This window comes from Mesorhizobium sp. M1078 (assembly GCF_040318615.1).
Taxonomy (GTDB): Bacteria; Pseudomonadota; Alphaproteobacteria; order Rhizobiales; family Rhizobiaceae; genus Mesorhizobium.
The window spans coordinates 1-12,635 of the sequence record NZ_JAMYMP010000021.1 but is presented as its reverse complement, the minus strand read 5'-3'; the positions used below and the strand labels follow the sequence as shown (position 1 = coordinate 12,635).

Here is a 12,635-nt window from a genome sequence, read left to right as displayed (position 1 = left end):
CCAGGCGGCCCTTGCGGAGCGCAGGCGGGAAAGCGGAGATGACGATGACGGCAAGCAGGAAGCGCGACTACAGCCTGGTCGGTGAAAGCACCAAGCGCGCCATTGAGACCGGATTGGCTTCGGCCGAATGGTATCACACCGATGTCCCGCGCAAGGCGATCAAGGAGTTGATGCAACGCTCCGACGGGCCGGCGATCCGCGACACGATCATCTGGGTCGCCGCGATCCTGGTGTCGGCCGCCGGCATCGTATGGTTCTGGGCCACGTGGTGGGTGGTGCCGTTCCTGTTCGTCTATGGCGTGCTTTACGGCTCGTCCAGCGACTCGCGCTGGCACGAATGCGGCCACGGTACCGCGTTCCGGACGCGCTGGATGAACGATGTCGTCTACCAGATCTCAAGCTTCATGCTGATGCGCAACCCCGTGCAATGGCGCTGGAGCCATGCCCGCCATCACACCGATACCATCATCGTCGGCCGCGATGCCGAAATCGCCGTCATGCGCCCCCCAGATCTGCTGCGGGCGGCGCTCGCCTTCACCGGTATTCTCGATTTCCGCTATTCGCTGCCGGCGCTGGTGCGCCAGGCGTTCGGCAAGCTGTCCGATGAAGAGAAGAGCTATATCCCCGAGATGGAGCAGCACAAGGCGGTGATCGCTGCGCGCTGGCATGTCGCCATCTATGCGGCGACAGTCGGGCTGGCGTTGTTCACGTGGTCGCTGCTGCCGCTGGTGCTGATCGGCCTGCCGCGCCTCTATGGCAGCTGGCACATGGTGCTGACAGGGTTGCTGCAGCATATCGGCCTGGCCGACAACGTGGTCGACCATCGGCTGAACACCCGCACCGTCTACATGAACCCGGTCAGCCGCTTCATCTACTGGAACATGAATTATCACGTCGAACACCACATGTTCCCGATGGTGCCCTATCATGCGCTGCCGAGGCTGCACGAGCTGATCAAGCACGACCTGCCGGTAGCGAACCCGTCGATGTGGCATGCCTATCGCGAGGTCTGGCCGGTGCTGCTGAAGCAGCTGCGGTACGAGGATTTTTATCTCAAGCGCGAATTGCCGCCGACAGCCAGACCCTATCGCGGCGAATTTCACCAGGTGGATATGTCGGCGGCGGCTGAATAGCCATAGCGGATGGTGCGGGAGCCGGAGATGGCCGACTGGATTGAAGCGTGCGCGGTCGATGACATCGAGGAAGAGGATGTCATCTGCTTCGATCCTCGCGGTTTGCCGCTCGCCCGATGACGAGCTCTTCGCCACCGACGGATATTGGACCCATGAGAAGGCGCATCTAGCCGAAGGGCTGGTGATCGACGACGTCTTCGAATGCCTTGAAGCACATTGGCCGCTCTGCGACCGGCCAGGTCAAGGGCGCGCCGGTCTGCGTCAAGCTCGCGATCTATCCGATGAGAATCGAGGCCGGCAAGGTGATGATCCAGATCTGACGCGTGGTAACCGCTCCAGCACCGCGTTTAGCAAACTCAGAGTGACGTTTTCCTGAGCCGAAAGAGACAGACCGTCGCCGACGGGCGCGCCATGGAGGTAAGCGCCAGCTGACCATGCTGCGCGTGCTGGTCATGGACGTGGCCGAGGGCCGCCGACCGGGCTGAGGTCGATCGTCTCGATGCCGCCGGAGTTGTGCTGAACCCTAGATCGCGATGCGGCCCCCAGCCTGTTCACCGTGCCGGGCTAGAATTTCTTCGAGATCGGCACCGCCGACTGTTTTCTAAGTTGGGCTTTCCGGCTCCACAAGACGGGCACCGACGCCGTCATTGCAGCGCCGGCTATGCCACGGTCACCGTGCCCAGACATATGTGCTTGGCCCTTTGACCCTGATCGACGAGGTCCTGATTCACTGCTGCTTCTGCTGATCAGCTTTGAGGTGCTGATTGTGCGGTTTGATCTGGCAGCGTTGATACTGGGCGCTACCGCGATCGAAGCGGAAGGACAGCGCCTACCGCAGCGGCAAAACGACCGCCTGAACAAGATCAGTGTGAGGGAAGGAGATGGAATTTATTGGTGCGCAGCGAGCGCGGCAAAGCTGCGCAGGTGATCGTGGCTGGAAAGCGTCGCTACAAAGGCTGTGCGTTGTCAGTTTGGAAGCCGACACGCGTCCGGCAGACGACGGTGATCTCGCTGGCTGACTGCGGCGCGGGATTATTATTGAACGACGGCAGGAAGTAGGCTCGGTGCCACGCCGTGCGTCCAGGACTCGGGTTGGAGTGGATTATGGTTCGGGGTGACCATAGCCGATCTGCGCAGCCTCGAACCTCCAGCGCTTGCCGCATGTTGGGCAGGGGTACAATTTTCACTTTCACGCTCGACCTGCTCCGCGTGTGCGTCAGGATGATGCTACACTCAAATTCTCACCACGGCTCAAGGTTCTCCTCGGCAGCGAGGCTTCATGCCGTAAGCGAGCCGCCCCGGGAAACTGATTTCAATTCCTTCGCAGCCGCAACGAGGCGCGGTCATTCCCGGCGGCTTTGATGAGCTCCATCACCTGCTCAGGCGTGATGCCGTTCTGCTGGGCAAAATGGAAGAGTTCGTTGCGTTCGTTGGACGAGACCCGGTTCCTGTCGCGAAAATCACGCTCGGTTTTGTTGTCCGTCATCATCTTCTCCTTTCAACCTCAATTCGCCGGCCCGAACCGCCCGCTGGAGCAAAACCCGAGACCGCCCAACGCGGAGGCTGATCGAGCCTCGCTAGGGCTGCTGCGAGTAGACGAAAGCTCCAACTGGCGAAAGCTGGGGGAGCTTGTCCAACGCCGGGGTGGGCTCGGTGCACGCCGTGGCATCGCTTCGGCGACTTTAACCACCCGCCCAGAACACGGATGGGAGCAGCCTCGGAAAGATCCGCCCACCAGGCAATGAAGCTACGCGAACACCGAGTTCCTCGTCCTGTAGCATCAGCAGACGCTCTCGTGGATGTCTTACCCGGCATTCTCGCCGGAATGATCGAAGTGGATGGCGAGGCCAAAGGCGAGCGCTCGCTCGGCGATCATATTGACAAGATGGCTTTCGCCGATCGACAGCGCCGGAACGGCCTCTTTAAACGCCTCGAGAGCATGCCGTATCGACAAAAGACCCCGCCGCTTGCGGCTGCTCACATATTGATCGATCAGGGATTCCAGTGGCATCTGCCTGCCTCCGCTTCGGACAGGATCTCGTAGCGTGGCTGCGGAGCAACAGCATTCACATTGGTTAAGAGATGGCGGCGAACGCCATCATGCACGCCGCCAAAAACAGACGGCGGTGGGGCTGGCTGATTTACCCCGGGTTGGAGCGCTACCCTCGGGTAAGCATGGCACGACCGTCGCGCCGGGTTCGGACATTTCGGTGCTACTGCTCCGGTACCGCGGAGGTTTGTGGATGGTTGCGTGCCGCCTCGGCGATTTCCGGAATGAATTTCGTCGCGGTGCAGCTTCGGTTTACATTGGCGCGGGCGGTAAATACCTCTTGCCCGCAGACTTGCGAAGCGAGCGCGATCGGCACGTGCACCGCCAGTGGCAACTCGGTCTCAGCCACTCCCAGATGTCTTGCAACCTGTTGCTTCACCTCCGGCCGGCCGAGCGAGACGTCAACGCCGACATCATCCTTGGCGGTCGGCGACGATCCTTGCGCCGGCAGTCGACCCTGCTTGGCTGTTTGCGACGAGTCGCCGGATTGCTGCGCGGGCTGACTTGTCTGCGCAGATGCCTCAACGCCCAAAGTCAGCGAGGCCGCCAGTCCCAAAAAAGCCCGGAGCCCCAAAGACGCAACCCGAAGTCCGAATGTGCTCATTGTCATGTTCCTCACCGTGCGGGGTTCAACCTGGCGCGCTCAGAGTTCGGTGTTGCTTCGGCCTCTTTCGAAGACAGGGATGTCTTCCTCCTCCTCATCATTGTCACCGGTTGGTATGTCCTCGGCGTAGCTGCGGGTCAGTTCCTCGGTTTCGCTTAAGCCGTCGATCGTCTCATTGGCGCCTGCCCCTTCATCATGACGACCGGTAATTTCGCTGCGGGGCCTTGCGCCGATCGGCTGGTCGACATCGTCGGCTCCCACGAAACCTGGCTCCGCGCCGTGCCTGTCTTCGTGGCCCACGGGGCTGTCCAACACGGCGGCATCCTCCGGGCGAATGGGTTCATCATTGGCGAAGTCACTTCGTCTCGAATGCGAGGTCTCGTTTTGCTTTGGCATGTCAGGTCTCCTGTTCGTTTGGCAAATTCGACGACGCTGGTGCTTGCACGCCGGACTACCTGAGCGACGCACCCTTTAGAGTTCCTGCATCGACGACCGCTTGAAGGTTGCAGCGTCCCTGGGGGCGGAGGCAGTGCCAGAGGGTTGGCACAGACTCCACAGCGCCGCGAAGAACCAACGTCGTGGCCAGATCCACTCAGCCCTGAGAACCGCTCTTGCTCAGTTGCTGGGCATGTTTGAAATGCTGCCGGATGACCGGCGCGGTCTTTTTCGCATGGGCCGCCAGATGTTTTGCCTGACCGTTTTCCGCATAGGAGGTCATCAGCGTCAGGGCTTCCTGGTGCGCTGCAACCTGGGCGTCGATGTAGGCGTTATCGAACGCCCCGCTGCTGTCGTTGCTCAATGCTTCCAATTGGGCAGCATGCTTGCTTGTCATCTCCGGTGCCACTGCGACGTCGTCCTTCTTTGCCGCCGCAATGAGCCGCTTGGAAGAATTCGTGTGGTCCTTGATCATCATGCGAGCGAATTCCTTCACTCGTGATTTCTTCGATTTCCGCAGCGCCAACTCACTCCACTGGATCTCGAACATGTCTGAACTCGCAGCTGCTTTGACAAATTCCTGCGGGGACGTCGTCGCGGTCTGAGCCATTGCCCCCGGGCTGATGAGACCGATGGCGATCGCAGCCAAAAGCACTTTGACGAAATGCATGTTGTGCTCCTGCAATATTGCTTAACTGGCCCAACACGGCCGAGCTGCCGTTGTTCCCCTTTTTGTGACAATAAATACCGGGCGGCAGGCGTAGACCCCGAATGGCTCCTGCTCAGCGCTTTGATCATAGATCCGGCCGTATTGCAGGACCGGTGACTGCGCGGAGCTCAGCGCGGTTCTCCGATAAGGGCACTATGATCGCAGAGCAGCCGACCGACTTCGTAAGCCCAGTGGATGCGCAGGAGTGCGCTGTTTGCCGACCCGTCGCCGTGGGTCACGCCGTCGTGGCAGACCTGTCCGACAGGCCCATGAGAACTTCTGCAAAGCTGCGATGATGATGGGCAAATAGGCCCAGCACCTAGCTTAATATAATACGCGCCCGCTGGCCCGGCCGGCGGGCGTTTTCGTTTGCCCTCGGAACCTGGTCAATTCGCACAGTTGCTCCCCTGCGATGGCGCGGGCCGCCTCGAATCTGAAATTCTGTCAATCGCCCGACGCGGCTGCTGCCCTCCCTGCCGCGAGCCGGAATGCATAACGATTGCGGATGTGGCTGTTAAAATAGACGCCCTTGGCAAAGGCAGCTTTGAACGCGGCAACGGCCTCAGCAGGTACGTCCAAAAACTCGTAATGCTTCCCGCTCGCTACAAACCAAACCGAGAGAACCCTGGTGTTCGGGTCATAGTCGAACTTGCGTATCGAAGTCGACGGCATGGTATGCCATCCAAACTCAGCCGGGTTGGATCGCCAGCTACAGGCTGAAACTGTATTCGAATATGTGGCCGCGCTTTTCGTCGGCAACCCTGATCCAGATGGGCTCGGTGGTGCGCAGAGTGATGTCGCGCTCTGTCGCTTCCCGCGCCGCCCTGATCGGCGTTGTCGCGTTGACGATGTGGGTAGCCGTCACGGTATCGCCGTCCATTTCCTCAACGTGGTATTTCGGCACTTTTGTTCCTAGGCGTCTAGTTCGATAGGCTGATCGTGATCCGGATCGGAATGATAAGCGACCTGGCGAAAATCGCGCATGTCGATCTGTTGGCCGCAAACAGGGCAAGGCATGAAATGATCGAGCTCGCTCGCGGGCGGGCCTTCATGTCGGTGCCCAATTATTGGTCTGCCGAGATCCGATAGCCTGGTCATTATTTCCGCAGAGCCTTCGCTTCTCGCTCCAGCGTTTCGCGTTGGTTGCCGTGCTTCGCGATCAGCTCTTTCACCTGCTGGGGTGTGATGCCGGTCTTTGTTGCGAAATACTCGACTTCATAATCCTCATCGGCCGAGACCCGGTCCCGATCGCGGAAGTCCCGCTTGCTCTTGTCGTCGGCCATATCGATTCCTCCTTCGCTCATCCCGCAACGCCGAGTTGACGAGTTTGTTGCACCCAAGAGGCTGATTTCCAGTTTCGGAACTATTTTAGCTTAATCTTATTGAATCGCCGGAGGGCGGATCAGTGCATGCGTTTGAAGTTCATCGAGCCGTTGATGCCGACCCTTGTGGAGAACCCTCCCGAGGGTGAAGGCTGGACCCACGAGGTCAAGTTCGACGGCTACCGATCGCAGATGATCATCGATGAAGACGGCACACGCATTTATACGCGCAACGGCCACGACTGGACGGCGAAATATCGCGACCTGGTGAGAGAGGCCAAGCGCCTTGGTGCCGAAAGCGCCATTGTCGACGGCGAGATAGTCGTTCTGAACGACAAGGGCCTTTCGGACTTCGCAGCGCTGCGCAAAGCCATTACCCGCCGGCAGCACGACTTGTATTTTGTTGCCTTTGATCTGCTTCATCTTAACGGCCACGATCTGCGCGATATGGCGCTAGAGGAGCGGCGCGAGATCCTGGCCGGCATGATCGAGCCCGGCGGGCGTATTCAGTTCAGCGAGCCCTTGCCGGGGGAAGCCAAGGCCATCTTTCACTTGCTCGACAAGGCCGGACTTGAGGCATGGTGTCGAAGCGGAAGGACAGCAAATACCGAAGCGGTCCGTCGACCAACTGGCTGAAGGCCAAGTGCTATGCGATTGACGAGTTCGATCTGCTCGGCGTCGAGCGTGAAGCGGGCAAGCCGGCTTTCGCTCTGATGGCTGAGCGCGGCACCGGGCGCTATGTCGGCAGCGCATTCGTCACCTTGAACCGGGAAATGCGCGAGAGGCTATGGAAACGCGTCCAGGAGCACCCAGGCACGGCGCCCAAGGGCGTCATGAAGCGGCCTGCGACGCAATGGGTCAAGCCGGGCTGATCGGCCGCGTGAAGCACTTGCGTGGCGAGGATGACCTGCGGCATGCATCGCTGCAGGACTTCCGCGAGGAGAACAAATAGCAGCTCCACAACTGGCCATCGCTTTTGCGAGAGGCGCGCATCCCAACGCCGCAAAGGCCGAGCTGAACGCGATACCGCAGGAACTCGCCTCACGCTGATCAACGGTTAACACGGCTAAGGACGCCTAACACTGTCATTGCAAAGAATAGGAAAGGAGTTTTTAGACATTCATTCATCTATCCGTGCTTTCTAATGAGCTATGTCTTTCAGCACCTTCACCCGGATATTGGAGGATGTCGTGGATGATAATTGATGCCGCCAGCGGAGGTTTCCGCATGGCACATCTTACCGCCGACTACGCCTATCTGATCGCGTTCCCGTTTTTCGATCAATACCCAATCAATCACTCAACGACTGTCACCGTCCCGCTGGTTGCGAGCAAAATCCCGCCGGCCTTGGTTTGGAAAAGGGGCCATCCTGGATGCGAATTATGACAAAGATTTTTGAGATCCTGGTGGGAAGCATGGCGATTGGAGCCGTTCTCGCAAATCTTTGCATGCCGGCGAACGCCGCAGTTGGCGACGACGGAACCACTGCCCCCACTGGCACGAGCGGTGCCACTGTCGGAACCGAGTCCCCCGACCATCCGACCAATACGGATCTGCCTCGCATTGTCGACGCTATGTCGAGCGCCCAAATCACTCGGTTCAAGAAGCGCTGCATCGACGTGATCGAGAGCCGGGGCGTTTATGATCGTGACCTGCGCCAGCTCTGCCTGCTGATCTGGCGCCACTAACCAAACCGTTCGCAAGTGCCGGAGCTGTCGACATGACACTCTCCAGTTCCGACAGTAGAGGCCCGCCCACCGAAAAAGGTTGGCGGGCTTTTAGCTAGCGGCCCTTACCCTACGGTTGGGTAAGTGTTTCCGCCCGATTATCCGCGCCCTAAAAGCGCATCCCCTCGATGCCATCTTCACTGCACTTCCCAATCATCCCCACCGTCTAAGTCCGAATGCTTGGCCCTGAAGGTTTCAAGATAGTCGACTATCTGAGGGTCGTTCGGGTCGAACGCTTGCCAATGTGGATCATCATCGACGTTGGCCAGATCGAGAAACTCGGTGATGTCCACCCCGCCATTGAGGGCGGCGACGCCAGAGTTCAAGCCGATGTATCTCAGGTTGAAGTCAAAGCGAAAATCGGGTGACCGGAAGAACTTGGCCCTGTCGCATTCCGGGAAAGGCCGGGCTCGGAAGTGGTCCATCAAGCGCTGCTTTTCAGCGATGCCTTCAGTAACTGAAATCATGTATGTTTCCGGCCGTGACAGACTTTCGTTGATCCGGCCGGCCGGCTTCCTCATGGCGCCCCAGAGGTGAGGCAAGCCAATTGCAGAGAAGAAATCCTGACCGATCGATTCGCCGGGCCAAAATTTAGGGTTGTATGGTCGAACGACAACACGATCAGGTCCGAGCGCCTCAACAAACGGTCGCAGGATTTCGTAGAAATCAAGTTGATATTCCGCGACTTCGATGGGGCCCGTCAGGTAGTCTTTGACGCATTGCGCATACACGCTCTCAAGCAAGTGATCGAAGCGCCGCAAATAGAACACCACCTTCACCTCGGCGCCAATATCCAACAGACCCTGAAAAATAGATGGATGAGTGCTGGCTCGCGAAAATTCCTCGCCTGACATCAGCAACGTCTCGCAATCGGAATCGAGTGCGAAGAACGCGCCAACGTTCTGCTCAAACGATTTGCTGTCGTCGTAACCGATTGCGGCTATGCTGTGCTGCGGCCCGAACGCTTCATTGGCCGGGTCGTGGGGGTCGGGGTAATGGATCGAGTTCCCCGCCAACAGATCCCGATTGGAGGCCAGGCTCGCCTGAAGATAAGAGCTTCCAGTCTTGTGAATTCCGCAATGCAAAATAAACTTCTTATAGCGCCTCAATGGCCGCCACTCCCGTTCACTCCTGATTGTTTATCAGGCGCCACTGCGTGCGCTCGGGACCATACCATGGACCGCAGTTGGTGGCATTACCCCGAATGCATACGGCAGGGCAGATGACGGACGCTAGTCCGCGGCGACATTGCGCCGGTGCTTCCAATCGAACGAAACGCCGGCCGGGGCCAGGCGGTAAGTGCTCTCGCCGGAGGTGGATCAGACAGTATGAGCGGCATTGATCTGATCTCCAATCTCGCAGCGACCATGGCTCCGGTCATGGAGCAGATGGGCGTTATCGCAGCTTCAGAACTCGGTCCCGAAATGCTGCAAGATCGAATTCGCGCCGAGGCTTATGCAAGCGGAAGCGTGGTGGTCGGCCGATATAAGGTGGGCTGCGTGGTCACGACGAATGTAGGCACCACGGTCATGCGCCCGCGCTCCCCTCGTCCAGCCCGCTCGAGCTGAAATTGACTGCTCAACGATGGAGGCGGAGAAGGCGCACTAGAGCGGTCCGACCGCTACAGCGATAGCGCCATCAAGACAGCGCTGCTACGTCAGAGCAGCAGGTGAATTGTCACAAGCTCGATGATCAGCAAAACGGCGCACACCGTGCCCGCAAGGGCATAGCCTCTCCAATAGGCACGGATATCCTGATCGGTTTGGAATGCTTCTAGCCAGAGCCCGTCGGGGAAGACGCCAAGGCAAATTGGGATAGGCATCGCGGCTGGCACGATTGTATCAGGTGCTAAAGCATCTCTGCCCAACATGCAGGCGGCTCTCTGACCGCGAAGAACGCATATTAGCCTGCGCTAACTAATGGCGAAAGCCCTTCATCGAAATATCGCCGGCCTGTCCTGATTGTCTCTTTGGTTCTTTCAAACTGGGCAATGGCGTGTCGCCGCAGGAGAGCGGGACAAAGAACAACATCGTCTAGCCCCCTTGACCTGCCAAGAGGCATCTGAACAGGAAAAGGTGACGAAAAGCGCCAGGCGGCGCCGCAAGGCGAAGCTGTGTACGATCTGGAGCTCGCTACCGATCAGGTCATAGCTGGCTCCGGCGCCCCCCAGACCATCTGGCCGCTGGCGAAAATATGCGATCCTGCTAAACTTATCCCGTGTGAACACACATGAATGGGGGCTTTGTGCCGGTATCATATGACCTCATTGGCAAGACAGCCGTCGTAACCGGCGGAGCAAAGAGTATCGGCAAGGCAATCGTAGAGCGCCTTGTAGCGTCGGGTGCTTCAGTGCACGTGTGGGATCGAGATCAGATCGAACTGAAGGGTGTGGTGTCTACGAAGGTCGATATTACCAGCCGCGATCAGGTAACCCATGCGATCAACATGATCGTCGATCGTGGCCTGCGTATAGACGTTCTGGTTAACAACGCCGGTTATCTAGGAACCCTTCACCCGTTTGACCAACACGAACCTGCAGACTGGCGAAGCATCATCGAAACCAATCTGATCGGCACGATGCAAGTGACGCAGTTGGTTTTGCCCCACATGCGAAAATGGGGTGTTGGCCGCATTGTCAATATGGGCTCTTTGGCGGGCAAGGAAGGACTTGCCAACCTTGCCGCCTATTCAGCCTCCAGCGCAGGTATCGTAGTCTTCACAAAGGCGCTTGGGCGTGAGGTTGCCAATACAAACATACGCGTGAACTGCGTCGCTCCTGGGCCAATCGATACTGACATGATCCGAAACCTCGGGGTCGCAGCTGTCGAGACAATGATCGCCGATAGTCCAATGAACCGGCTCGGCCGGGTCGAAGAAGTTGCCCACATGGTGGCCTGGCTGTGCTCGGACGCCAGCAACTTCAATACCGGCGCGGTATTCGACATGTCGGGTGGGCGGGCGCGTTACTAAGCGCCGACTGTCTCGGTGCTTTCAGGTGGCCCGGCGTCACCGTGGACCAAATACTCCCACCCCTAAACGGCGACCTATGTGATCCCCTCATGGCAACTCTGCGGTACGAGGTAAGGCGGGAACCGGATGGGACGTGGACGGTGTTCGACGTGTTCACCGGGCAGCCGGCTATTATAGTGGGCCACCCTTCTGTCGACCTTCCCGACATGGAGTATGCTGAAGAGCTGGCAGCCATCCTGAATGCCAACAACCTGAAGCATAGTCTATATCACGGGAGGTCCCCCGAAGGTTCGCCTGACCGAGGTGGCATGACAAGTTAGCCATTCAACCAGCCTTCGTACTGCCCATCCAGGATGGCTCGTCCGATTCCGAGCAAGCATTAGTTATTGAACTCCCGACTACGACGGTCTTAAATCGACTTCCCATTGCGTTTCGTAGGGAGGATGTGATGGGCAAGGTGGTGCCAATTCGCAGGGCCACGCCTTGCGTGGAAGTAGTCGGAGCCAGTGGCGAATGGGTAGGGTCGTCCGCATCATAGAGACCGACCAGGAAATTACACGCTCATTCGGCCTGAATCGTTTGCGCTGTCCTTCGCAGAAGGCCAGCGGATACGCCTGCATCTCGACAAAAAGCTCTGGGTGAACGGTGCTAAATCCCCGAGCCGTCCAGTTGCTGGCTGTCTTGCCTCCCCAGGGCGCCGGCATGGAGGCTCGGTTTCGGCAGTAACGTCGAGACGATGCGCTCGACGAGCCTGAAGGTCGATCGTGAAAAATCGGACGCTCAAAGCTCCTGCCTCGGGCCGCGTTCTCGCCGCTCAATGATCGTCGAACTGCCTGCGTAGGTGATCAGGTGAAACCAGACCTATTCCTCGCCCGTCACGCCTCTCTTTCAGCCGTGCGACGACTACATGCTGGCCGCTTTCTGAGGATTTTCACCGCGAAGCTGACGGTCCGCTTGCGGCCCCATCTCAGTCATACCGATCACAGGCAGGGCGTGAAGCGCGCGTCGCATTGCGAGTAGGGAAGGTAGTGTGCTGAGAGTTCTGCAATTCGCTGAGAGAGGGCGGTCATGGCAGGCTGGTGATGTTCAACGTCACCGATTCCCTGGAAGGAACGCCACCATGACCAAGACAGAAGGTAAATCGACCAGCGCTGCCGTCAAAGACATTCTGCTTTCGAACCCGGAGGGGCTGCACGAAGTGATCCGTGCGGTAATGCAGGAGGTTCTCGAGGCCGAGATGGAGGAGGCGCTGGGTGCTTCGAAGGGCGAACGCACGCCTGAGCGCCTTGGGTATCGCTCGGGTTACTACGGCCGCACCCTGGTCACCCGGGTGGGCAAGCTTGAGCTGCGGGTTCCACAGGACCGGGCGGGTCACTTCTCCACGGAGCTGTTCGAGCGCTACCAGCGTTCGGAGCGGGCCTTGGTTGCAACGCTTGCGGAGATGTATGTCCAGGGCGTGTCGACCCGCAAGGTCAAGGCGATCACGGAAGAGCTGTGCGGTCATGCGTTCTCGGCTTCGTCGATCTCGGCCATCAACAAGCGCTTGGACGAGAGCCTGAAGGCGTTTGCCGAACGACCTCAGGAGCCGTTTCCTTACCTCATCCTCGATGCGCGCTACGAGAAGGTGCGTGAAGCCGGTGTTGTCATGAGCCAGGCGGTGCTGATCGCGGTCGGTATCGACTGGG

General features: G+C 58.8%; 17 protein-coding genes and 2 pseudogenes. 9 read left to right on the top strand and 10 right to left on the bottom strand.

Features of this window, described 5'->3' with window-relative positions:
* Positions 1–38 precede the first annotated feature (38 nt).
* The 3 genes and pseudogenes from NKH38_RS23215 (at position 39) to NKH38_RS23205 (ending at position 2,192) form a co-directional block, all read left to right on the top strand.
* Complete coding sequence (locus NKH38_RS23215; RefSeq protein WP_023685252.1) at positions 39–1,133, top strand: fatty acid desaturase family protein; 1,095 nt, start codon at positions 39–41, stop codon at positions 1,131–1,133.
* A 27-nt stretch (positions 1,134–1,160) separates the two neighbouring features.
* Positions 1,161–1,453 (top strand): annotated as a pseudogene (locus tag NKH38_RS23210) (Rieske 2Fe-2S domain-containing protein).
* 571 nt (positions 1,454–2,024) lie between these two features.
* Entirely contained in the window at positions 2,025–2,192 is a 168-nt protein-coding gene (locus NKH38_RS23205) for a hypothetical protein (RefSeq protein ID WP_155927361.1), read from the top strand.
* Positions 2,193–2,445: 253 nt separating this feature from the next.
* Here the strand turns inward: NKH38_RS23205 and NKH38_RS23200 are convergent, their stop codons facing one another.
* From NKH38_RS23200 to NKH38_RS23165, 8 genes are all read right to left on the bottom strand, one after another.
* Positions 2,446–2,619 carry a DUF3606 domain-containing protein gene (locus NKH38_RS23200; protein ID WP_023700486.1) on the bottom strand — a complete coding sequence of 58 codons (174 nt, stop codon included), beginning with the start codon at positions 2,617–2,619 and terminating at the stop codon, positions 2,446–2,448.
* 318 nt (positions 2,620–2,937) lie between these two features.
* Positions 2,938–3,144: a hypothetical protein gene (locus NKH38_RS23195; RefSeq protein WP_352765475.1), complete on the bottom strand. Its 207-nt coding sequence runs from the start codon at positions 3,142–3,144 to the stop codon at positions 2,938–2,940.
* A gap of 202 nt (positions 3,145–3,346) precedes the next feature.
* Positions 3,347–3,739 (bottom strand): hypothetical protein, encoded by a 393-nt coding sequence (locus NKH38_RS23190; RefSeq protein ID WP_023673163.1) that lies wholly within the window; start codon positions 3,737–3,739, stop codon positions 3,347–3,349.
* 87 nt (positions 3,740–3,826) lie between these two features.
* On the bottom strand, positions 3,827–4,183 hold the full coding sequence (locus NKH38_RS23185; protein WP_352765473.1) for a hypothetical protein: 357 nt from the start codon (positions 4,181–4,183) through the stop codon (positions 3,827–3,829).
* Positions 4,184–4,379: 196 nt separating this feature from the next.
* Entirely contained in the window at positions 4,380–4,892 is a 513-nt protein-coding gene (locus NKH38_RS23180; RefSeq protein WP_352765471.1) for a DUF4142 domain-containing protein, read from the bottom strand.
* Positions 4,893–5,375: 483 nt separating this feature from the next.
* On the bottom strand, positions 5,376–5,603 hold the full coding sequence (locus NKH38_RS23175; RefSeq protein ID WP_023673160.1) for a KTSC domain-containing protein: 228 nt from the start codon (positions 5,601–5,603) through the stop codon (positions 5,376–5,378).
* A 37-nt stretch (positions 5,604–5,640) separates the two neighbouring features.
* The gene (locus NKH38_RS23170; protein ID WP_023699326.1) at positions 5,641–5,835 is read right to left on the bottom strand and encodes a hypothetical protein; all 195 of its coding nucleotides are present in this window, start codon (positions 5,833–5,835) and stop codon (positions 5,641–5,643) included.
* Positions 5,836–6,028: 193 nt separating this feature from the next.
* Positions 6,029–6,214, bottom strand: a complete 186-nt coding sequence (locus tag NKH38_RS23165) for a DUF3606 domain-containing protein (RefSeq protein ID WP_023815822.1) — start codon at positions 6,212–6,214, stop codon at positions 6,029–6,031.
* 126 nt (positions 6,215–6,340) lie between these two features.
* Between NKH38_RS23165 and NKH38_RS23160 the strand changes: the two are divergent.
* From NKH38_RS23160 to NKH38_RS23150, 3 genes and pseudogenes are all read left to right on the top strand, one after another.
* Positions 6,341–7,205, top strand: a pseudogene (locus NKH38_RS23160) (ATP-dependent DNA ligase).
* 275 nt (positions 7,206–7,480) lie between these two features.
* The gene (locus NKH38_RS23155; RefSeq protein ID WP_155929886.1) at positions 7,481–7,639 is read left to right on the top strand and encodes a hypothetical protein; all 159 of its coding nucleotides are present in this window, start codon (positions 7,481–7,483) and stop codon (positions 7,637–7,639) included.
* Complete coding sequence (locus tag NKH38_RS23150) at positions 7,636–7,941, top strand: hypothetical protein (protein ID WP_352765468.1); 306 nt, start codon at positions 7,636–7,638, stop codon at positions 7,939–7,941. Before NKH38_RS23155 ends, NKH38_RS23150 begins: the two co-directional genes overlap by 4 nt.
* A 176-nt stretch (positions 7,942–8,117) precedes the next feature.
* Here the strand turns inward: NKH38_RS23150 and NKH38_RS23145 are convergent, their stop codons facing one another.
* Positions 8,118–9,089, bottom strand: coding sequence for a hypothetical protein (locus NKH38_RS23145; protein ID WP_352765466.1), 972 nt, complete (start codon positions 9,087–9,089; stop codon positions 8,118–8,120).
* A 219-nt stretch (positions 9,090–9,308) separates the two neighbouring features.
* Between NKH38_RS23145 and NKH38_RS23140 the strand changes: the two genes are divergently transcribed.
* Positions 9,309–9,548: a hypothetical protein gene (locus NKH38_RS23140; protein WP_023673879.1), complete on the top strand. Its 240-nt coding sequence runs from the start codon at positions 9,309–9,311 to the stop codon at positions 9,546–9,548.
* An 89-nt stretch (positions 9,549–9,637) separates the two neighbouring features.
* Here NKH38_RS23140 and NKH38_RS23135 read toward each other — a convergent pair whose 3' ends face one another.
* Positions 9,638–9,850, bottom strand: coding sequence for a hypothetical protein (locus NKH38_RS23135; protein WP_023695016.1), 213 nt, complete (start codon positions 9,848–9,850; stop codon positions 9,638–9,640).
* A 359-nt stretch (positions 9,851–10,209) separates the two neighbouring features.
* On the opposite strand from NKH38_RS23135, the gene NKH38_RS23130 reads away from it, so the two are divergent.
* Entirely contained in the window at positions 10,210–10,950 is a 741-nt protein-coding gene (locus tag NKH38_RS23130) for an SDR family NAD(P)-dependent oxidoreductase (protein WP_023673881.1), read from the top strand.
* 1,120 nt (positions 10,951–12,070) lie between these two features.
* Positions 12,071–12,635 (top strand): IS256 family transposase (locus NKH38_RS23125; protein WP_352904509.1); only part of this gene is annotated, 565 nt, incomplete at its 3' end.